This window comes from Rubrivivax soli, from assembly GCF_049810355.1.
Lineage (GTDB): Bacteria > Pseudomonadota > Gammaproteobacteria > Burkholderiales > Burkholderiaceae_C > Rubrivivax.
Genome location: NZ_CP187368.1, coordinates 347,931 through 368,046, shown reverse-complemented (window position 1 = coordinate 368,046; position 20,116 = coordinate 347,931). Strand labels below are relative to the sequence as shown.

At 70.8% G+C, this 20,116-nt stretch carries 22 protein-coding genes; 12 read left to right on the top strand and 10 right to left on the bottom strand.

Annotation, left to right across the window (positions count from 1 at the left end):
* Positions 1–57: 57 nt before the first annotated feature.
* The 3 genes from ACPOLB_RS01690 to ACPOLB_RS01680 all read left to right on the top strand — a co-directional run bounded on the left by ACPOLB_RS01690 (position 58) and on the right by ACPOLB_RS01680 (position 2,224).
* Positions 58–528 carry a cupin domain-containing protein gene (locus ACPOLB_RS01690; RefSeq protein ID WP_425259563.1) on the top strand — a complete coding sequence of 157 codons (471 nt, stop codon included), beginning with the start codon at positions 58–60 and terminating at the stop codon, positions 526–528.
* A 9-nt stretch (positions 529–537) separates the two neighbouring features.
* Positions 538–1,107, top strand: a complete 570-nt coding sequence (locus tag ACPOLB_RS01685) for a DUF3224 domain-containing protein (RefSeq protein WP_425259562.1) — start codon at positions 538–540, stop codon at positions 1,105–1,107.
* Between the two features lie 145 nt (positions 1,108–1,252).
* Complete coding sequence (locus tag ACPOLB_RS01680; RefSeq protein WP_425259561.1) at positions 1,253–2,224, top strand: quinone oxidoreductase family protein; 972 nt, start codon at positions 1,253–1,255, stop codon at positions 2,222–2,224.
* A gap of 55 nt (positions 2,225–2,279) precedes the next feature.
* On the opposite strand, the gene ACPOLB_RS01675 is transcribed toward ACPOLB_RS01680, so the two are convergent.
* Positions 2,280–3,749 (bottom strand): PLP-dependent aminotransferase family protein, encoded by a 1,470-nt coding sequence (locus tag ACPOLB_RS01675; RefSeq protein ID WP_425259560.1) that lies wholly within the window; start codon positions 3,747–3,749, stop codon positions 2,280–2,282.
* Positions 3,750–4,015: 266 nt separating this feature from the next.
* On the opposite strand from ACPOLB_RS01675, the gene ACPOLB_RS01670 reads away from it, so the two are divergent.
* The 3 genes from ACPOLB_RS01670 to ACPOLB_RS01660 all read left to right on the top strand — a co-directional run bounded on the left by ACPOLB_RS01670 (position 4,016) and on the right by ACPOLB_RS01660 (position 6,026).
* Complete coding sequence (locus ACPOLB_RS01670) at positions 4,016–4,411, top strand: tautomerase family protein (protein WP_425259559.1); 396 nt, start codon at positions 4,016–4,018, stop codon at positions 4,409–4,411.
* 292 nt (positions 4,412–4,703) lie between these two features.
* Positions 4,704–5,189 (top strand): YHS domain-containing (seleno)protein, encoded by a 486-nt coding sequence (locus ACPOLB_RS01665; RefSeq protein WP_425259558.1) that lies wholly within the window; start codon positions 4,704–4,706, stop codon positions 5,187–5,189.
* A gap of 42 nt (positions 5,190–5,231) precedes the next feature.
* On the top strand, positions 5,232–6,026 hold the full coding sequence (locus ACPOLB_RS01660; protein WP_425259557.1) for a substrate binding domain-containing protein: 795 nt from the start codon (positions 5,232–5,234) through the stop codon (positions 6,024–6,026).
* A gap of 90 nt (positions 6,027–6,116) precedes the next feature.
* On the opposite strand, the gene truD is transcribed toward ACPOLB_RS01660, so the two are convergent.
* From truD to ACPOLB_RS01640, 4 genes are all read right to left on the bottom strand, one after another.
* Complete coding sequence (truD, locus tag ACPOLB_RS01655; protein WP_425259556.1) at positions 6,117–7,223, bottom strand: tRNA pseudouridine(13) synthase TruD; 1,107 nt, start codon at positions 7,221–7,223, stop codon at positions 6,117–6,119.
* A gap of 72 nt (positions 7,224–7,295) precedes the next feature.
* Positions 7,296–7,667: a hypothetical protein gene (locus ACPOLB_RS01650; RefSeq protein WP_425259555.1), complete on the bottom strand. Its 372-nt coding sequence runs from the start codon at positions 7,665–7,667 to the stop codon at positions 7,296–7,298.
* Positions 7,668–7,917: 250 nt separating this feature from the next.
* Positions 7,918–8,394, bottom strand: a complete 477-nt coding sequence (locus ACPOLB_RS01645; protein WP_425259554.1) for a CopD family protein — start codon at positions 8,392–8,394, stop codon at positions 7,918–7,920.
* Between the two features lie 76 nt (positions 8,395–8,470).
* Positions 8,471–9,556 (bottom strand): calcium/sodium antiporter, encoded by a 1,086-nt coding sequence (locus tag ACPOLB_RS01640; RefSeq protein WP_425259553.1) that lies wholly within the window; start codon positions 9,554–9,556, stop codon positions 8,471–8,473.
* Positions 9,557–9,751: 195 nt separating this feature from the next.
* On the opposite strand from ACPOLB_RS01640, the gene ACPOLB_RS01635 reads away from it, so the two are divergent.
* Positions 9,752–10,633 (top strand): LysR substrate-binding domain-containing protein, encoded by an 882-nt coding sequence (locus ACPOLB_RS01635; RefSeq protein WP_425259552.1) that lies wholly within the window; start codon positions 9,752–9,754, stop codon positions 10,631–10,633.
* 42 nt (positions 10,634–10,675) lie between these two features.
* On the opposite strand, the gene ACPOLB_RS01630 is transcribed toward ACPOLB_RS01635, so the two are convergent.
* Positions 10,676–11,152 carry a YqhA family protein gene (locus tag ACPOLB_RS01630; protein ID WP_425259551.1) on the bottom strand — a complete coding sequence of 159 codons (477 nt, stop codon included), beginning with the start codon at positions 11,150–11,152 and terminating at the stop codon, positions 10,676–10,678.
* Positions 11,153–11,458: 306 nt separating this feature from the next.
* Between ACPOLB_RS01630 and ACPOLB_RS01625 the strand changes: the two genes are divergently transcribed.
* The 3 genes from ACPOLB_RS01625 to arsA all read left to right on the top strand — a co-directional run bounded on the left by ACPOLB_RS01625 (position 11,459) and on the right by arsA (position 14,291).
* Positions 11,459–11,785: an ArsR/SmtB family transcription factor gene (locus tag ACPOLB_RS01625; protein ID WP_425259550.1), complete on the top strand. Its 327-nt coding sequence runs from the start codon at positions 11,459–11,461 to the stop codon at positions 11,783–11,785.
* 13 nt (positions 11,786–11,798) lie between these two features.
* On the top strand, positions 11,799–12,311 hold the full coding sequence (locus ACPOLB_RS01620) for an ArsI/CadI family heavy metal resistance metalloenzyme (RefSeq protein ID WP_425259549.1): 513 nt from the start codon (positions 11,799–11,801) through the stop codon (positions 12,309–12,311).
* Between the two features lie 75 nt (positions 12,312–12,386).
* Positions 12,387–14,291, top strand: coding sequence for an arsenical pump-driving ATPase (gene arsA, locus ACPOLB_RS01615; RefSeq protein ID WP_425259548.1), 1,905 nt, complete (start codon positions 12,387–12,389; stop codon positions 14,289–14,291).
* Positions 14,292–14,309: 18 nt separating this feature from the next.
* Here the strand turns inward: arsA and ACPOLB_RS01610 are convergent, their stop codons facing one another.
* The 4 genes from ACPOLB_RS01610 to ACPOLB_RS01595 form a co-directional block, all read right to left on the bottom strand.
* Positions 14,310–14,591, bottom strand: coding sequence for a hypothetical protein (locus ACPOLB_RS01610; protein ID WP_425259547.1), 282 nt, complete (start codon positions 14,589–14,591; stop codon positions 14,310–14,312).
* 11 nt (positions 14,592–14,602) lie between these two features.
* Positions 14,603–14,989 (bottom strand): TonB family protein, encoded by a 387-nt coding sequence (locus ACPOLB_RS01605; RefSeq protein WP_425259546.1) that lies wholly within the window; start codon positions 14,987–14,989, stop codon positions 14,603–14,605.
* A 246-nt stretch (positions 14,990–15,235) separates the two neighbouring features.
* Complete coding sequence (locus ACPOLB_RS01600; RefSeq protein WP_425259545.1) at positions 15,236–15,511, bottom strand: DUF4242 domain-containing protein; 276 nt, start codon at positions 15,509–15,511, stop codon at positions 15,236–15,238.
* A gap of 113 nt (positions 15,512–15,624) precedes the next feature.
* Positions 15,625–18,225: an ATP-binding protein gene (locus ACPOLB_RS01595; RefSeq protein WP_425259544.1), complete on the bottom strand. Its 2,601-nt coding sequence runs from the start codon at positions 18,223–18,225 to the stop codon at positions 15,625–15,627.
* 291 nt (positions 18,226–18,516) lie between these two features.
* Between ACPOLB_RS01595 and ACPOLB_RS01590 the strand changes: the two genes are divergently transcribed.
* Together ACPOLB_RS01590 and ACPOLB_RS01585 are read left to right on the top strand one after the other, a co-directional pair.
* Positions 18,517–18,885: a DUF1428 domain-containing protein gene (locus ACPOLB_RS01590; protein ID WP_425261999.1), complete on the top strand. Its 369-nt coding sequence runs from the start codon at positions 18,517–18,519 to the stop codon at positions 18,883–18,885.
* Positions 18,886–19,051: 166 nt separating this feature from the next.
* Complete coding sequence (locus ACPOLB_RS01585) at positions 19,052–20,107, top strand: ArsJ-associated glyceraldehyde-3-phosphate dehydrogenase (RefSeq protein ID WP_425259543.1); 1,056 nt, start codon at positions 19,052–19,054, stop codon at positions 20,105–20,107.
* The last annotated feature ends 9 nt before the right edge of the window (positions 20,108–20,116 follow it).

Here is a 20,116-nt window from a genome sequence, read left to right as displayed (position 1 = left end):
GCCGAGAACCGATCTGTTCGTCGAGCGAGACCGTCGCCACACGCTGCGAGATTCAACATGAACGACGCCTTGGACAAACTGCACGCATACCTTCCGGCCCGCTTCGCGGGTGTCACGGCCAGCCCGTGGGTGCCTTCGGACACGCCCGGCAAGTCGGCCCGACTGCTGCGCTTCCTGCCCGACGACCAGGGCTTTGTCGAGCTGCTGCGCATGGAGCCGGGTGTCGCGATGCCGTTGCACCGCCACAGCGGCGAGATCCACGCCTTCAACCTGAGCGGATCGCGCAAGCTGTGCACCGGCGAGGTGATCGGCCCCGGCGACTACGTGTACGAACCCCAGGGGAATGTCGATTGGTGGCGCGTCGTCGGTGAAGAGACCATGACGGCCCTGGTCGTCGTCCGCGGCGAGGTCGACTTCCTGGCGGCCGATGGGGCGGTGCGCTACACGGCGAACGCACGGACGCAACGGGCGGAACTGCAGCGCTATTGCGCCGAGCACGGTCTTCCGATGCCCGACCTCGTCGGCTAGGCTGCACTCATGACCACCGAACGCCGCACGCCGTGCGCGGCTGGCGTTCCGGACCAGTCCGCGACCTGCGTGCTTCCGTGGAATCCGATGTCGATGATGAGCCCGACCTTTCTTCGCCCCTTGTTCTTCGCCGCCCTCGCGGTCCTGTCACTTTGCGCATTCGCCCAGGAGAAACAACGCATGAGCCACACCGCCAGCGGATCCTTCACCGTCGAGATGAAGCCCCTGGGCGACACCAGCACCGCCGAGGGCGTCAGCCTCGGCAGGATGTCGCTGAACAAGAAGTTCGAGGGCGATCTGGTCGGAACGGCCCAGGGCGAGATGCTCACGGCGATCACGCCGGTCCAGGGCTCGGCGGGTTATGTCGCGATGGAGCGCGTCGTCGGCCGACTCAACGGCAAGGCCGGCGCGTTCGTGCTGCAACACGGCGGCACCATGCACGAAGGCACGCAGAGCCTGAGCATCGGCATCGTCCCGGGTTCCGGCACCGGTGAACTGGCCGGCATCCAGGGGGTGTTCAAGCTGGTCATCACCGGCGGGAAGCATCTCTACACGCTGGAGTACTCGATGCCCCAGTGAGCACGGGCAGGCGTCCTTGACCAGCCGGGATGATCTTCCTGGCAACGCGCGCCGGCCTGCGCGTCATCCCGGTTGCCTCCGGCAACGGCCGCGGTCCGCCCCCGAACCCTTGCGCAGTCTCCGTCGATCGACGGAGCCACCACCCATGATCCAGACACTCCCTCACACGATGACGGCTGCCGTCCTCGACCACTTCGGCGGCATCGAGAAGCTCCGGATCCAAGCGCTGCCCGTTCCGGAGATCGGCCCTGGCCAGGTCTTGATCCGGATCGAGGCAACCGGCCTCGGCGCCTGGGATGTCGAGGAGCGCGAAGGCGAGTACGTCGCGTACCTGGGCGCACCGACGTTTCCCTACGTGCTCGGGTGGGAAGGTGCTGGCACGGTCGTCCAGGCCGGCTCGGCGGTCACCCGCTTCTCCGAAGGCGATCGCGTGTATGCCGTGGTCTTTCCGGAGTCCGGTGGCGGAGGGTTCTGTGCCGAGTACGCGGCAGTGAACGCAGACGACGTTGCCCCCGTTCCCCCCTCGCTGACGATGGAACAGGCCGCTGCGATGGGATGGGACGCGCTGACTGCGCTTGCCGGTGTCGAAGGCGCGCTGGCCGTGGCGCCGGGCGAGACGCTGATGGTCTTCGGCGCCAGCGGCGGCGTCGGGCACTTGGCGCTGCAGATCGCCAGGCGTGCGGGCGCGCGCGTGCTTGCGGTGGCTTCGGGCGACGACGGCGTTGCTCTCGTGAGGCGACTCGGCGCCGACGCCGCGGTCGATGGGCGCAGGCACGACGTGCTCGCCGCAGCGCGGGAGTTCGCGCCGACTGGCGTCGACGCCGCGATCGTCACCACCGGCGGTGCAGCGGCCGAGGCCGCGCTGGCGGCGGTGCGCGACGGCGGCCGGGTCGCGTACCCGAATGGCGTCACCCCCAGACCGCAAGGTCGGCCGGGCCTGCGCGTCGTCAGCTTCGACGGCGTGCGCACAGAGGAGGCCAAGGAAAGGCTCCACCACATGCTCGCTGCGGGTGAACTGCACGTGCATGTGGCCCACGCCTTCCCGCTGACCGACATTGCTCGGGCCCACCGGGCACTCGCAGGCCACTATGTCGGGAAGCTGGTCCTCCGAGGATGACGTGGCGCGACCGCGCGGTCCTCGCGAACGCCGGCGACGCGTCGGGTGCGCGTGATCACGCTGGCCGGTCGTCGAGCGCCTGACCCATGGCGCGTACGGCGCGGACGATCTGATCCACTTCGACGCAACCGTACCCCACGCACAGGCCCTGCATGCGCCGGTTGGCGATCGCGTAGGCCGACAATGGCAACGCTCCTGGCAGGTGCATCTGCGCGGCCTGGGCCACGGCCTGCATCGACGAGGCCTCGCGCAGGCGCGCGCTGAGATGCAAGCCCGCAGCGCCCGGCGTCACCTCCAACCAACGACCGAGTTGCTGCTCGATCGACCGCGCCAGCGCGTGCCGGCGCTGGGAATAGATCGAGCGCATGCGGCGAATGTGCCGCGCCAGGTGCCCCTCTGCGATGAATGCTGCCAGGCTCGCCTGTGTCAGGGTGTCGCTGTGCGAGTCGGTGCTGCGCCTGATGTCGATCAGGGCCTCGCGCGCCCAGGCCGGCGCCACGACGAACCCCTTGCGCAGGCTCGGAAACAGACTCTTGGAGAAGGTGCCGACGTAGAACACGCGCTCGCCGCGGTCGAGCGTCTGCAACGCATCCTGGGCATGCGTCTCGAACAGGAACTCGCCGTCGTAGTCGTCTTCGACCACCACCGCACCGAGCGATTGCGCGCAGGCCAGCAACGCCGAACGCCTGGCAGCCGACATCACGGCGCCGGTGGGCGACTGGTGCGACGGCGTGACGCAGATGACCTTCACGCCGGCAGGCAGCCGATCCACGCGCAAGCCTGCCTCGTCCACGGGAACTGGCACCAGGCGGGCCCCGGCGGCCGCGAAGGCCGCGCGCATCGGGGGGTATCCGGGGTCCTCGACCGCGACACGCGTGCGGCCCGGCGTGACGAGGAGCCGGGCCAGCAGGTCGAAGGCCTGCTGCGCGCCCGAGGTGACGATCACATCGTCGGTGGCGCAGACGACAGCGCGCGCAAAGGCCACATGAGAGGCCACCGCCTCGCGAAGTGCCGGCAGGCCGGCCGGTGGACCGTAGTTGAAGGGCGCCCGGGCAGTCTCGCGCAGGGCGCGCGCAGTCAGCCGCCGCCAGGTGTCATGGTCGAAGTGGCGGTCTTCCGGCACGCCGGTGCGAAAGCACCGCGCCGGCAGGGGTGCGGCGTGGACGATTCTGGATGCGGGCTGCCGCCACTGGCCGGCGATCCTGGCATCGCTGTCTCGGCGCACGGGCGCGGTCGCTCGACGCGCCGCGCCGCGATCGCCGGCAGCGCGCGGTCCGATGACCACCGGCCTCGCTCCAGGATGCGTGCGTGCATGGCCCTGGGACACGAGCAGGTCGTAGGCGGCGATCACCGTGTTTCGACCGACCTGCAGCGCCTGCGCCAGCTGCCGCGTCGAGGGCAGGACGAAGCCGTCGGGCAGCCTTCCTTCGAGGATCGCGGCACGCAATTGCCGATGCAGGTTCTTGGCCAGGCCACCGGTCCGACCATCGGCCAGTGTCAGGGGGCAGGGCAGAACTGGTTCCATCAGTTTGCGATGAACTGTCACTTCCACAGGGCCAGAGTATGACCAGAATGGGCCCCATGCACAGCCCCATCTGCACCACCTGCTGCACCCAGTACGCGCCGTGCGCGCACCTGCCTTCGCCTTGTGCCGTCTGCGACGACGGGCGCCGGCACGAGGGCTGGGACGGCCAGCAGTGGACGACGCACGAAGGCTGCCCCATGGCCGTCGAGGCGCCGGGGCCATGCCCGTGCTGAGGCCACTTCGTCAATCCACCACAGGGACCCTCCGTGCCGATCATCAACGTCAAAGTCAGTGCCGCGAAGTCCGAGCCGCTGAGCCACGCCATCGCCGACATGCTGCTCGAGAAGACGTCGCGCATCCTTCGCAAGCGCGCCGACCTCACCGCGATCACGATCGACTACGTCGATCCCGCGCACTGGATCGTCGGCGGCAGGTCACTGGCTGCGCAACGCAAGAGCAGCTTCTACTTCGACATCAAGGTCGTCGACGAGACCAACACCAAGGCCGAGAAGGCGCAGTACATCGAAGAGGTCTTCTCGGCATTCGCGGAACTGCTGGGTGAACTGCACCCCGAGAGCTACGTCTACGTGCAGGATGTGCGGGCGACGGCTTACGGCTACGGTGGCCGGACACAGGAGTACCGCTTCCAGCACGCGGCATGAGGCACGCTCTCGTGGGGGCGCCTCGCGCGACCGACTGCGCACGGGCGCGCCCCGCGACGGTGGGGCGTTCCCCGGCACCCTCCCCGACGAGGTCGGCACGGGCTTCGACGCCGCAGGCAAGGCCGGGGCCTCCCGGGCGATGCGCGGAAAGGTATCGCGCGCAACGCCGCCCGCAGTCGCTGCCCGGCGAACGTCCTGCGGACCTGTAATCGCGGCCGGGTTGCATCGACTCATGTGCAGCCGGCGCCCGAGGCGCTGGTCTCGATGACGATCCACCCCGCCGGAGCAAGGCATGACATTCACCTGGAACCCACCCACACGTCGACGCACACTCATCGCCGGGCTCGGCCTGGCGGGCTGGTGGGGCTGCTTTGCCAGCCAGGCAGCCCAGCCGCAGATCAATACCTTGAACGGTGGTCGCTTGCACGTGGCCATCAACGGCTACGACACCGTCGCCTACTTCAGTGCCGGCAAGGCCGTGCCGGGCCTGGAGGACCTGAGCCTCGCGTGGAACGGCGCGACGTGGCGCTTCTCCAGTGCCACCAATCTCGCGTTGTTCAAGGCCAACCCGGAAAGGTACGCACCGCAGTACGGCGGCTACTGCGCCTATGGCGTGGCCCAAGGCTACCTCGTGAAGGTCGATCCGGAGCAGTTCACCGTGCGTGATGGCAAGCTCTACTTGAACTACGACGCTGCCGTGCAGGCCAGGTGGTCGCAAGACATCGATCGCCACGTCAGCAGCGCCGACCGGAAGTTCCCGCAGTTGCTGCGCAAGTAGGGCCTGGGCTGCACCGCGTCCACGCCTGTCAGCAGGGCGGCGATGGTGCGCGCCGGCAGCTTCTCGCGCGCGATCAGGGGGTTCGCAGCGAGCGCCGCCCGGGCCGCCGGCTCGCGCACGACCGCCAGTTGCCCGTCGCCGACCCCTGCCGGGCGCTGCAGCGCGGCGCTGTTGACGACGACGTCGGCGAGCGGCTGCGCGGTCGCCGCCGCGACGTGCGTCACCACCAGCGTTGAGCGCCTGCGTGAGCGCGTCGTCGCGCCGTGCGTGGTCGCCCAGGCCATGCACGACGACGAGCACCGCGCGTGGCGCTCCGTCGCCAGGTGCCCAGGCGTAACCCTGCAGGCAGTTCTCGCGACCCGCGCCGGCCCGTTGCCCGACTCGCGCCTGGCAGCGCGGCGGCTCGGGCGCTTCGACTGCGGGCTCTGCGCGAGCCCCGCCCACGCAAGCCGGTTCGGACTTCCGGTCGTCCCGGCAGCACTGCATGCGCATCGGCTGGTCGTCTTCACAGGCGACGGTGCGCGTGCGGGCACCTGGACGCTGCACCACCCGCAGCGGCGGGAGCCCGTGTGCGTTGCCGGTCCGGCGCAGCTGCGCGTCAACGCCGGCGCCGGGGTGCGCAGCGCGCTGCTGGCCGGACTCGGCATCGGGCATCTGCCGCAGGCGGTGGTCGTCGATCTGGTCGCCGACGGACGCCTGCTGTCCGTCCTCGCGCCGAGGCACGCGCCGGCGGTGGAGGTGTTCGCTGTCTACCCGAGCAACCGCGACCTGACGCCCAAGGTGCGTGCCTTCGTCGACCTCGCGTTGGCGATCTTCCCGGGGCCGCCCGCCAGTTGAAGGCCGCGACAAGCACTGCGGCGGTCCGCCAGGGACGGATCCTTGCCCGTGCGCAGCGGGGCTCGCAGGTGCGTTTCCCGCAAGGCCCGGTCACTCGACTGCAACGGATGCGTTCTCTGCGTGCCGGTCGGGTTCCGTGGTGCGGAGAATCTCGTTCAGGACGGACGTGGCGTACGCCCCGGCGCGCAGCGAGAACGTGAGCACCAGTCGATCCGCATGCGGCCATGTCCATGCCATGTCGTCCGGGCAGGCCACCAGCGCGCGGCGCTCCTGGTCCAGGCCGGCGTGTTCCATGCCGTCGCACAGGGCGGCGTGCCGTCCGGCCACCGCGTTTTCCAGGGCCTGGGCCCGGTCGGTGGTCGTCACGCGGCCCCGTCCCCACAGCGGTCCGGTGGGCCGGCCCGCCTCGTCCATCACGTCACCGGGCAGGGTCTGGCCCCAGAGTCCCTGCCCAATGCGCAGCGCCAGCACTTCGTTGAAGACGAAGGAGCGCACCGCCGACAGGTAGATGCCCTGCATCTTCGGGTTGCGCACCCGCAGTTCGCGCGCCAGCATGGCCCGGCCCAGCGCGACGTTGCCGCCCTCCAAGCCGAAGCGCTGGGCGCCGAAGTAGTTGGGCACGCCCTGTGCAGCAACCGCCCGGAGATTGGCCTCGATGGCGGCGCGGTCGCCGGTCACGTCACGCAGCACGATGCGGAACCGGTTGCCCTGCAGATCACCGGGACGCAGCTTCTTCACGTGGCGGGTCTGGCCCAGCACGTTGAATTCGGGGTGCTGCAGCTGGGTCAGGTCAGGGGTCTGGCCTCTCGGCAGATAGATGCTGAACCACTGGCGCGTGAGAGCGTGGCGGTCCTTCAGGCCGGCGTAGCCCACGTCCCGGTCCGGCACGCCGGCGGCCTGGGCCAGCTGCTGGGCGACGAATGCGGTGTTGGCACCGTTCTTCTCGACGTCGAGCCAGAGGTGTTCGCCCGCACCCGAGGGCGGCTGCAGCGGCAGCTCGGTGACGCTGAAGTCCTCGTTGCGGCGTTTCAGCGTGGCACTGGCGCCGCTGGCGGGATAGGCGCTGGGCCACTGCGGCAAGGTCGTGTATCGCGCGTCGGTCATGGGCAGGCGGACGGGGCCAACCGTGGATGGGGGAGACAAGGCTGTCCGGCCGACCCGCGGTCGGCCGGACAGCGATTCTCGCGCTGCGCGCATGCCTCGATGTCCGTCATCGGGTGCGGTGCCCGCGGGCGCGCCAGTTGCGGCTGCAAGCGGCAGAAGGTGGTGTCAGTGCTTGCGGCTGGCGACCGGAGCCAACGCCTTCGCAGGCGCGCGCTCGCCGAGTGCCGGCACCGGCTGTCGGGCCAGCCGGGCCCAGGCAGTCAGCTGCTCCTGCGAGGTGTCCCAGTCGCTGCCGAAGACGGACGGGCCGTGCCGGTACATCCACAGCGCCATCTCGGCGGACGGTGCATGACCGGCGTCGGCCAGGGCGATGAAGCGGCCGAAGGCCTCGGGGAAGCGTGCCTGGCGGAACGACGACACGGCACTGTGGTGCAGGCGCTCGGCGACGCTCGGCGCCTGCTGGGCAAGGGCCGCGGGCGCATGGGCGCCCAGAGCCAGCAAGGCGACAGGAATGAACTTGAACGGGGTGGGGCACATGGCGGAGACTCCTGGCGCGTTGATGTTGAACACGGGGCAGCCGCTGCGGCCGGGAGGGCTCGTCTGCGGCGGTGGGCGCATGCTCGCGGCACGCGGCCCCATCGGCGCAGGCGCGTTCAATAGTGAATGCCTGGCGGCACCGCCGAGTCAGGCGCGGACGCTCCGTCCCCCTGCGGCAACGCAGGAACCCGTCAACCGACCCGGCGCTGCATCTGGCGCCGCTGCGGGTGCGGCACCCGCAGGAATCGACTCAGGCCGTCCCGCGCAACAGCGTCACGAGCAGGACCAGCACACCCAGCGCAAGATTGACGGAGACCCAGGTGCGGATCTGTGCCAGCGCCGCGCCGCCGGCGGCCCAGTCGGACGCCGCCACGGCACGGCCGAGCCGCTTGTACAGCGCGAAGCGGATGTGCATGAAGATGGCCACCATCGCCACGCCCAGCACCGCCATCACGGTCCAGGCCAGCGGCATCTCGAAGTTGCCCCCCGACTGCACCACCTGCCTGGCCACGCGGCCCAGCATCCACACGCCGCTGGCCAGCGTCAGCAGCGCGGCCACGAGCACGGCCCGGAAGAAGCGGCCGAGCACGTCGTGCATCAGCCGCAGGCGCACCGGCGCTTCGAGCTGGGCGACGGCCGGTCGAAGGAAGAAGTGCGCGAACACCATGCCGCCGATCCACACGATGATGGCCAGCACGTGAGCGGTCTTGAGGGCAGCGTCGATCATCGGAAGCTTTCGGTTCGGTTCAGGGTCAGGGCGCAAGCGATGCACCGCTCCGGGCCCATGCCGCGCGTGGCCGCACTCACGGTGCGCCGGCCGGCGGTGGGCGGCGGATCATCACCACCACCAGCGTCACCACGGTCAGAGGCACGACGAAGCCGAGCATGACGCCCGAGAACGCCTGCAGCGCATCGTGCTGCTGCGCGGCCAGGATCAGGTAGGCGACGTAGGCGACGTAGTAGCCCAGGAAGACACCGCCTTCCCAGCGCGCGATCTCGCGGCCCGTGATGAAGACCGGCAGGCAAGCGAGCGCGACGGCCAGCATGACCCAGATGTCGAAGGCCAGCAGCGACGGCGCCACGGCCAGGCCGAGGTCACCCGACACCAGGCCCGACAGGCCCAGGCAGCCCAGGATGTTGAAGGTGCTGCTGCCGACGACATTGCCCACGGCGATGTCGCGCTCGCCCTTGATCGCCGCGGTGACGCTGGTGGCCACCTCGGGCATGCTGGTGCCCGCGGCCACGATGGTCAGGCCGATCACCAGGTCGCTCACGCCCATGGCCTTGGCGAAGTTCACCGAGGCCTGCACCATGTAGTCGGAACCGAACACCAGCGCAGCCAGCCCCACGCCGATCAGCAGCAGCTGCACGGGCAGCCGGTCGTCCCAGGCACCGGCGTCGGCGACGTGGATCTCCTGCGCGTACTCCGCCTGGGCGGCCTGCGTCTCGCGCCGCGACTGCACGACGAGAAACACCGTGTAGGCCACCAGCAGCGCAAACAGCAGACCCCCGTCGTAGAACGACAGCCGGCCGTCCAGCCCCAGCACCAGCAGCAGCAGGCTCGCGCCGATCATGATCGGCACTTCCTGGCGGATCAGCTGGATGTTGACCACCAGCGGCGCGATCAGCGCGCTGAGGCCCAGGATGAACAGCACGTTGAAGATGTTGCTGCCGACCACGTTGCCGATGGCGATGTCGGTCTTGCCGCCAAGCACCGCACCGACGCTCACGGCGACCTCGGGCGCGCTGGTGCCGAAGGCGACGATGGTGAGTCCGACGACGAGCGGGCTGATGCCGAACGACAGGGCCAGCCGCGACGCGCCGCGCACCAGCACGTTGGCGCCGATGACCAGCAGGGTCAGTCCACCGAAGAACAGCAGGATGTTCATGGCCGGACCGCGCACCGGGTGCCGAGTGGCGGCCTGGACGCCCGAAGGCCGGACACGACCGGCCGGCCGAGTGCATGCAACATGTCGATCTCCCTCTCGATGGACGACTCCGGGCGGCAGTGTCGCGCGAATCGTACTTCGAACAGATCAGACAACGGGAGACATAGACTTCGTTTTTCTCGATGTGGGTGCGCCATGCTCAACTATCGCCACCTGTACTACTTCTGGGTCGTCACCAAGGAAGGCGGCTTCGCCCGCGCGGCCGCGCGCCTGGACATGGCGATCCAGACCATCAGCGCCCAGGTGCGGCAGCTCGAGAAGGCGCTCGGTCACCAACTGCTCAAGCCGGCCGGCCGTGGAGTCGCGATGACCGAGGCGGGTCAGGCGGCCTTTGCCCGAGCCGAGGAGATCTTCCAGCTCGGGCAGCTCATCCCCGAAGAGGTGCGCGAAGCCACCAGCGGCAAGATCGCGCGGCTGGCCGTCGGCTTGTCCGACGGAACATCGAAACTCGCGGCGCACGCGCTGCTGGCGCCCGTGCTGGGGACGCCGGCGCTGCGGCTGCTCTGCCACGAAGGCGAGTTCGAGCAACTCCTCGGCGAGCTGGCGATGCACCACCTGGACCTCGTGCTGGCGGGGCAACCGGCACCCCACAACCCGAATCTGCGCCTGGCGAGCGAACGGCTGGTCGAATCGCCGGTGGACTGGTATGGGCCCGCGGCCCTGGTGCAGAAGTCGGCCGTGGCGGGATTCCCGCAGTCGCTGGACAGACTGCCCATCCTGCTGCCCACGGGCCACACCGCCTTGCGGCCGCGCCTGGAACGTTGGTTCGACGCCCAGGGCCTGCGGCCGAACATCGTCGGGGAGTTCGAGGACAGCGCCCTGATGGCGGTCTTCGCGGCCCGGGGCCTGGGCGTCTTCCCGGTCAGCCGCTTCGGCGCTGCCGACGTGGCGCTGATGCGCGGCGTGCGGCGGCTCGGCCCGTGCGACGGCGTGCAGGAGGAGATCCACGCGATCCGCTCGCGCCGCGGCCAGCACCACCCCTTGGTCCTGCAGGTGATGGCTGCGGCGCGCCGTTGAACGCACGTCGGACAGCACGCGCAGGCCGGTCCCCGTTGGCCTTCAGTCCTTCTCGCGCGTCAAGCGCTCGGCAAAGGAGATCCCGATGGCCGAGAGCACGAAGGTGAAGTGGATCACGGCCACCATCGCCACGATCTGGATGTTGTCCAGGGTGAGGTCGCCGCTCAGGTAGGTCTTCAGCGCATGCACGCCCGATATGGAGATGATGGCGAACGCGAGCTTCAGCTTCAGGTTGTAGGTGTTGACGTGGTCCAGCCAGTCGGGCTTCTTCATGTCCTTCTTGTCAAAGTGTCCGGTGGTCACGAAGAGCGAGACGCCTGCGAGGGCCACCACCCAGACGAGCTGGGCCACCATCGTCATGTCCACCAGTTCGAGCACCTTGATGATCAGGTCGATCTTCTCGAGATCGCCGAACAGCAGCGTGCTCATCAGCTTGTAGGTCTCCAGCAGGAACTTGCCCAGGATGCCGAAGATGATGGCGACCAGACCCACGTAGAAGAACAGCATGGTGAACCGCATGCCGTAGAGCACGGACCCGACCCCCGAAAGTAGCTTTTCCATTTTCTTCTGCCTTGAAACTGCGCTGACGTTGCCGACAAGCCGGGGTCCGGTCGTAGCGCCTTGCGCCACGCTCGCGGGACGGACTCCGGCGGACATGCCCGATGCCGTCGTCCCGCGCCGCCGGCCGACGGAGTCTGCGGCCGAACGGACATTTCGTGTTCAGGTCCATCCGATGCAGGGCTTCTCGAGCCGCGGTCCGAGGTACCGTCGCTCGCGCCGCACACGGAACTTGACAGCTTCCCATAGTTCTATAAACTTGGAAGCATGAATGAAGAGGCCGCCGTCACTGCCTTGTCTGCGCTGGCACAGGAAGCGCGGTTGCGCGTCTTCCGCGCCCTGGTCGGCGCCGCGCACGAGGGCATGACCCCCAGCGCGCTGTCCGCGATGCTCGACATCCCGGGCTCGACACTGTCGTTCCACCTGAAGGAACTGGTGCACGCCGGTCTGGTGGGCGTCGAGCGGGACGGCCGCAACCTGTACTACCGCCCGGCGCTCGGCCGGATGAACGAGCTGCTGTCCTACCTCACCGATCACTGCTGCATGGGCAAGTCCTGTGCGTCCAGCGGCCTCCAGCGCCGCGCCACCTGCTGACACGGAGCACGCGATGAAACGATTCCACGTCCACCTGCATGTCGATGACCTCGACAAGAGCATCGGCTTCTATTCCAGGCTCTTCGCCGCCCAGCCGACCCGCACCGAGCGCGACTATGCCAAGTGGATGCTGGAGGATCCGCGCATCAACTTCGCCATCTCGACGCGAGGCGGCCAGACCGGCATCGACCACCTCGGCTTCCAGACCGACGATGCCGAGGAACTCTCGGAACTGAAGGCGCGTGCCGAGGCCGCCGACATGGCGGTGCTCGACGAAGGCAGCACCACCTGCTGCTACGCGCGCAGCGAGAAGCACTGGGTGACCGACCCGCAAGGCATCGCCTGGGAGCACTTCCACACGCTGGGCAACATCCCCGTCTTCCACGAGGCTCCGGCGTCGGAGGCCGCCTCGGCCTGCTGCACGACGGCGCCTTCCGCCGCCGGCACGCGCTCCGACGCCGGCACGCCGGCGCCGCGCGGCAAGCCCATCGGCATCGCGGTGAAGTCCTCCGGCGCCTGCTGCTGAAGCCCCTGCGGAACACGCCCAGGGGGAAGATCGGCCGACAGCGGGCAGCGCACCGCTGCTCAGGAGGGTAGACGCATGCAGCCCCAGGATCCCCGCACGCCGGCCGTCGTCGTGACCGAGGACGGCGTGACCCGCGGAGGTGACGCATCTTCGCGCGCGTCCGTGCCGACCCGGCCCGGCCCGGGCCGCATCGGATTCGTCGATCGTGCCACGCGGCATCTGTTCTTCACCGGCAAGGGTGGCGTGGGCAAGACCTCGCTGTCGACCGCTGCGGCGCTGGCCCTGGCCGACGCCGGCAGGCAAGTGCTGCTCGTGAGCACCGATGCCGCGTCGAACCTCGACGAGATGCTCGGCATCGCACTGCGCAACACCCCCGTTCCCGTGCCAGGGGCACCCGGCCTGTCGGTGCTGAACATCGACCCCGACAACGCGGCCGAGTCGTACCGCCAGCGCGTGCTCGCGCAGATGGATGCCGGCGCGACCGAGGAAGAACGGGCAACGGTGCGCGAGCAGCTCTCCGGCGCCTGCACGACCGAGATCGCAGCATTCGACGAGTTCTCGTCCTTGCTGGCCGAGCGCTTGCCCGCCTGGGACCACGTCGTGTTCGACACGGCGCCGACCGGGCACACGCTGCGGCTGCTCAGCCTGCCCAAGGCCTGGACCGGCTTTCTGGACGGCAACGACCGGGGCGCCTCCTGCCTGGGTCCGCATTCGGGCCTGAAGATGCAGGAGGTCCGGTTCCAGGCCGCACTCGACACCTTGAGCGATCCGGCGCAGACCACCGTGGTGCTGGTGACCCGGCCGGACCGCGGCGCCATCGCCGAAGCGGCGCGCACGTCGGTCGAGTTGCGCGCGATGGGCCTGGACAACCAGCGCCTGGCAATCAATGGGGTGTTCCACGCCAGCGACCGCAGCGACGCGGTCGCCCGGGCGCTCGAAGACCTGGGTCGGCAGGCGATCGAGGCCATGCCGGCAGCGCTGCGCGCACTGCCGCACGACCAGGTGCCGCTGCGCGCCTTCGACACCGTCGGGCTGCCGGCCCTGCGTGCGTTGCTGGCCCCCGGGGATGCGCCGACGGGCCTGCAGGCGGCGGAGCCGATGCCGCGAGACGAGCCGCTCCCGGGGCTGGCCGCGCTGGCCGACGCGCTGGCGGCGGCCGGACATGGCCTGATCATGGTGATGGGCAAGGGGGGCGTCGGCAAGACCACCATCGCCGCCGCGCTGGCGATCGGGCTCGTGCAGCGGGGACGGACCGTCCATCTGAGCACCACCGACCCCGCGGCCCATCTGGCCGGCACGCTGGAGGGCGACCTGCCCGGCCTGACGCTGAGCCGCATCGACCCGAAGGTCGAGACGCAGCGCTACATCGACAAGATCATGGCGGCGAAGTCGCCCCAGCTCGATGCGCAGCAGCGGGCGCTGCTGCTGGAGGACCTGCAGTCACCCTGCACCGAGGAGGTGGCGGTATTCCATGCCTTCTCGCGCATCGTCGGCGAAGCCCGCAGTGCCTTCGTCGTGCTCGACACGGCACCCACCGGGCACTCGATGCTGCTGATGGACGCGACGGGTGCCTACCACCGGCAGATGACCCGCGCCTTCGAGGGCCACGGCGCGGGCCGCATCATCACGCCGCTGATGCGCCTGCAGGACCCGGCCTACACGAAGATCATTATCGTGACGCTGCCCGAGGTGACGCCGGTGTCGCAGGCGCAGGCCCTGCAGGACGACCTGCGGCGCGCCCGGATCGAGCCGTTTGCCTGGGTGCTCAACAAGAGCGTGCTGGCGGCAGGCACGCACGACCCCGTGCTGCAGGCCCGGCTGGCCGGCGAGCGCCGGCAGGTCGAGCGCCTGTCCGCCGGCCTGGCCCGGCGGCTCTACGCGCTGCCGTGGCTGGCCGTGCCGCCGGTCGGCCTGGGTGCGTTGTCGACGCTGGTGCGCCCGCCGGGCCAGCCCGAGGCTTCGTCGCCGGCGGCCAGGTGACGGGCAGGTTGCGCGCGGTCACGGACGCGCTTGCCGCCGGTGCTTGCGGCGCCCGAGCAAGGCCAGCATGAGCGCCAGGAGCAACAAGCCCAGCGCGGGCACCACGAGCATCGCGCTCTGGCTGCGCACCACCACGCCGGCAGCGGCGTCGAAGTACAGACCCTGTTCGTCGAAGAGCGCCCGGTAGGGCCAGTACTGCACGAAGAACAGGAGCCAGGCCAGCAGCGAAGCCGCCAGGCAGACCAGCGCCGCCACCGCATGGAGCGTGCATGCCGGCAACGGTGTGGTCCGTGCGCCCATCGGGTCGGGCCTCAATCGATCCGCCAGAGCAGCGGCAGCGCAAAGCTGCCGGGCGGCAGCCGAGGCTGCTCGGTTGCCCGAAAACGCGCGATGCAGCGATCCAGATGCGCGAGCGCCGCCCGGTCCAGCACGTCGTGGCCGCTGGAGTGTCGCAACATCGGCCCCTCGATCCCGCCCTCGGTCGTGACCCTGAAGCCGACCACGGTGCGTCCGCTCAGTTCCAGCCGGAGCGCCTCGACCGGATAGCGCGGCGCGCTGCGCACGCACCGGCCCAGCGCCGAATCCGCGATCTCCCGCGCGCTGGACACCCCCTGCGAAGCAGCAGCCGCGGGCACGGGCTGGGCGTGGGCCAGCGCGGCCGATGCGAAGGCGATGATGGCTGCGAGGGTGTTGCGCACGAGGCAGCGTGTCCGTGGGGCCGGGTGTCCGGGCCCGGCAGATGGCGGTGGGGTGCCACCCGGGCGCGGGCTGCAGCGACTGTACCGCGCCGCCAGTACCCGGCAGGCACGCCGCACTGGCGGCGCGCGCTCGGGTTCCAGTCGGCGAAGCGGCCGCCGGGAGGGGCCGCCACAGCCAGGCGCGCAGCGCGTAGAACGCCGGCAGGCCGCAGCGGTTGGACTCGTCGACCAGGTGGTGCTGGCTGCTCAGGCGCCGTAGGCGTAGGGGTCGAGCACGCTGACCTGCGTGATGCGGTCCACGGGCAGGCCGTTGCGCTCGGCCACCTTGCGGATCGCCTCGGGGGAGACGGCGTCGTAGATGCAGAAGGTCTGCGTGCGTTCTGGGTTGACGTAGCTGTGCACCCAGGTCACGCCGTGGTCGGCATTGGTGCCGATCACACCGTCCATGGCCTTGCGGCCGTCGGCGTTGATGGGAATGGCCAGCCCTTGCGGGAAGCTGCGTTCGACGAGGTAGCGGGGCATTGCGGTTCTCCTTCGGTGGTCGTGCAGCCGGGGCGGCTGACGTGAAACGAAGGATGGCGATGCGCCCGCCCGCGGGCTTCGGCAGCGCTGCCCAAACTGCTCCGGGGCGCTGCCTAAATTGCCGCCAGCCAGCCTTCGCGGCGCGCGCGCTCGACCGCCGCGCTGCGGCTGTCGGCGTCCAGTTTGGCCAGCACCGAGGCCACCTGGTGGTCGACCGTGCGCACCGAGCGGTGCAGGCGGTCGGCGATCTCTGCATTGCGCAGCCCCTGGCCCATGAGCGCCAGCACCCGTTGCTCCGCGGCCGTGAGCCCGACGGGGTGCGCCTGCGTGCTGGCGCGCGGCCCGCGCGAGACGCCGCGCACGCCTGCGCGCTGCAGCGTGCGACGCAGCCGGTCGGCCAGCGGCGCGGCGCCCAGGCGCTCGGCGATGACGAGCGCCTGCTGCTGCGCCACGGCATCGCCTTCGGCCAGCGCCCGTGCCTGCTCGAACGGGCAGCACAGTGCATCCCAGGCGTCGGCGGCCTCGCGCCAGTGGCCCGCCATCTGCAGCGCCCATGGCGCGGCGCAGCCCGCGGCGGCGGGCGGAGCGGCCCCGGCGCGCCACAGCCAGTACGACAGCTCGCCGACGAACCAAGGGTGGCCCTTGGCCTGCGCCAGCGGCAATGCGCTGTGCACGGCGGCGGCAACCTCGGCCAGGTCGCCGCGCGCGAACGCCGCTTCGGCACGCACCGCCGCGCAGGGCGCCAGACGCTGCAGCGTGCCGCTGGCATCGGCCAGCGGGCGCGCGGCGGCGAGGGCATCGCCCGCGCCCGGGTCGCCGCGGCGCAGGCGCAGCCGCGCCAGTGCCAGCTGGGCCATCAGCGCGGACATCTCGTCGGCGCCGGCCCGCGGCAGCACGTGCAGCGCCTCGGCGCCGGCCTCGTCCCAGCGCCCCAGCGCCAGCAGCACCAGCGCACGCCAGGCGCGCGCGTACTGGCCGGGGGCGTCGATGGATTCCATCAGCTCGCAACACGCGCGCAGGTGGCCCTCGGCCTCGACCAGGCGCATCGTCTCGCCCAGGCCGGATCCCAGCATGCTCAGGCTGGAGGCCGTGGCCAGCCGGTCGCCGCGGGCGCGCCGGCGCTCGGCCAGGTCCAGCAGCATGCGGCGGCCGGCGTCGGGCTCGATGAACAACAGGGCGGCGCCCGTGGCGGTGGTGGCGCGTTCCAGCGCATCCCGGTCGCCCAGCCGCTCGGCCAGTGCGATCGCGCGGCGGCCCCACAGCACGCTGTCGGCGTAGTCGCGGTCCAGCATGTACTGCCAGCTCACGAACCCCAGCACCTGTGCGACCTCGGGCCCTTCCGGCAGGGCCTCGACAGCGGCCAGCGCGTCGCGGCAGGCCTCGCGGGCCTGCTGGTGGCGCAGCAGCCCGACCAGCGGCCCGCTCTGCCGGGCCCGGGCCAGCGCGGCCAGGGCAAGATTGCCGCGTGCGCGCTGCAGGCTCTCCAGTGCCTGCAGGGACTCCAGCGCCTCGGGGAACCACGCGTTGACCGAGCATCCCACCGCGTGGGCGTGCAGCCACGCGCAGCGTTCGTCGTCGTCCCGCGGCCGGCCCTGCCGCACCGCCACGTGCCAGTGGGTGCCGTACTCCCGCAGGGCACCGCGCGCGCGGGCGTCGGCAGCAGCGGCGGGGGCGTGGCGGCTGATCTCGGCCACGTCGTGCGCCCGCACCGCGTGGTGCACCAGCCGCGCCGCAGCTGGCGCGGGCGTGGCGGCCAGCAGCGCCTGCAGCACGCGCGCATGCCAGGCTTCATGCAGCGCCGGCGACAGCGCCGATTCCACGGCCACGCGGGCCAGTTCGTGCCGGTAGGCGAGCCAGGGCCCGTCCATCACCAACAGGCCGCTGGCCAGTGCGGCGTCGAGGGTCTCGGGGCTGGGGGCCACCAGCGCGTCCACGAGCCAGCGCTCGGCGCGGCCCGGCACCATGGCGACGGCGCGCAGCAGGTCCTGCACCGGCGCAGGCAGCGCGGCAGACCGGGCCAGCACCACGTCCTGCACGGTGCGTGGTACGCCCGAGCCTGGGGTGCCAGCGGCCCGCAGCAGTTCGGTGGCGAAGAAGGCGTTGCCGCCGGTGGCCGCGTACACGCCGGCCGGGTCGGCACCCAGCGTGCGTGCCAGCGCGCGCACGCCGTCGGCGCTGAGCCGCGGCACCTCGATCAGCGTGCGCGCCGCCATCGGCAGCTCGCCCAGCACCCGGCGCAGCGGGTGGTTCATCGTGACCTCGTCGTCGCGGTAGCTCGCGACCAGCACCGCGTGCGTGCGCTCGATGCGCCGGCCGAGGTACTTCAGCAGGTCGAGCGTCGCGTCGTCGGCCCAGTGCACGTCTTCCATCACCAGCAGCACGGGGACGGGTGCGAGGCGCAGCGCGTCGAGCACGGCCTCGAAGAGACTCGGGCGCGGTCCGTCGAGCAGCGCGGCGAACCGGGGGCGGTGCTCGCGCGCCACGTCCAGCAGCGGCGCCAGCGGCAGCGGCGTCTGCAGCGCGTCGCAGGCGCCCCACCACACGGTGCCGCCGCCGCCCGCGTGCGCCGCGGCAGCGGCGCGCAGCAAGCTGCTCTTGCCGGCACCGGCCTCGCCGGCCACCAGCGCCACGGCGCCGCGCTGCGACGCCGCGTCCAGCAGCGCCTGCAGGGCGGCCAGCGCCTGCGCGCGCTCCAGCAGCGGGGCGGGCTTCACGGGGCTGCTGCGGCGGGAGGACGCCCGGCCCGGTCGGGGGTGCCGGTGGCCAGGGGCGGTGGCGATGGGTCGGTGTCGATCATCGTGGGGCAGCAGGCACTCCGGGCGCATGCGGCGCCGGATGGCAGTGTGCCGCATGTCGGCGGCGTGGCGACCAGGCGCGGAACGCGCCGCCATGGCTGGCCGCCTGCCGGCTCGGTGCGTGTCGAAGTGGCGGCCCGCCGTTCGTCGAGGGGGCACGAGGCGCGGCATCCGCGAGCGCCGACCGATCCCCCCACCAGGAGCGAAGACATGCCCTACATCGACGGTTTCGTGATCGCGGTCCCCACCGCCAACAGGCAGAAGTTCATCGAGCACGCTCGCCACTTCGACGGGTTGTTCCTCGAACTGGGCGCGCTGCGCGTGATCGAGGGGTGGGGCGACGACGTCCCCGACGGGAAGGTCACGGACTTCCGGCGCGCGGTCCAGGCCACGGCCGACGAGACGGTGGCCTTTTCGTGGGTCGAATGGCCGGACAAGGCCACGCGCGACGCCGGCATGAAGAAGATGATGGAAGACCCGCGCATGGATCCTTCCACGCCCGGCAACCCGCCGATGCCCTTCGACGGCAAGCGCATGATCTTCGGCGGCTTCGAGCAGGTGGTCGAAGTGAAGGCCTGAACGACCAGGCGCAGGCGCTGCCGGCTGCCGCGCGCCTGCATCGCGCCCGCGCAGCCCGGGCCGACCGGCGCGGCACCGTCACGGTGCCGTCACAAACCCGTCTTATATTTCCATCCTGTTGGAAGCGTTTCAGCTTCCCTGCTGGGCAAGACATGGGGCTGCACGCATGAAGGTTGGCATCAATGGGATGGGGCGCATCGGGCGCCTGGCACTGCGGGCAGCGATGGGCGCGGCCGAGCGCCCGGCGGACGATCCGCGCGCCGGCAACCGGCTCGAGGTGGTCCACCTCAACGAGCTGAAGGGCGGCGCCGCGGCCACCGCGCACCTGCTGCAGTTCGACAGCGTGCAGGGGCGCTGGCGCACCGACATCGCGGCCGAGGGCGAGGGGGCGGTGCGCATCGGCGGGCGTCGGCTGTCGTTCTCCGCGCACGCTGCGGCGGCCGATATTCCCTGGGGCGACCTGGGCGTGGACGTGGTGCTGGAATGCACCGGCAAGTTCCTGACGCCCGAGACGCTGCAAGGCCACCTCGACCGCGGCGCCAAGCGCGTGATCGTGGCCGCGCCGGTGAAGGTGGCTCACGACCCGGATTCGGTGCTCAACATCGTGGTCGGCATCAACCACCACCTGTACGAACCGGCCCGGCACCGCATCGTCACCGCGGCAAGCTGCACCACCAACTGCCTGGCGCCGGTGGTGAAGGTGGTGCACGAGGCCATCGGCATCCGCCACGGACAGATCACGACCATCCACGACCCGACCAACACCAATCTCGTGGTGGACGCACCGCACAAGGACCTGCGCCGCGCACGCAGCGCGATGCTGAGCCTGGCACCGACGACGACCGGCAGCGCCTCCGCCATCGCGCTGATCTACCCCGAACTGAAGGGCAAGCTCAACGGCCATGCGGTGCGCGCCCCGGTGCTGAACGCCTCGCTCACCGACTGCGTGTTCGAACTGAAGCGCGAGACCACGGCCGACGAAGTCAACCGCCTCTTCGCCGCCGCCGCGCAGGGACCGCTGGCAGGCATCCTGGGGTACGAAGAACGCCCGCTGGTCAGCGCCGATTACGCCCGCGACACGCGCAGCGGCATCGTCGATGCGCTCTCCACCCTGGTGACCGACGGCACCCTGCTGAAGGTCTACGCCTGGTACGACAACGAGATGGGCTACGCCTGCCGCATGGTCGACCTGGCGTGCCACCTGCAGGAGCAGGGCCTCTGAGCGCAGCAG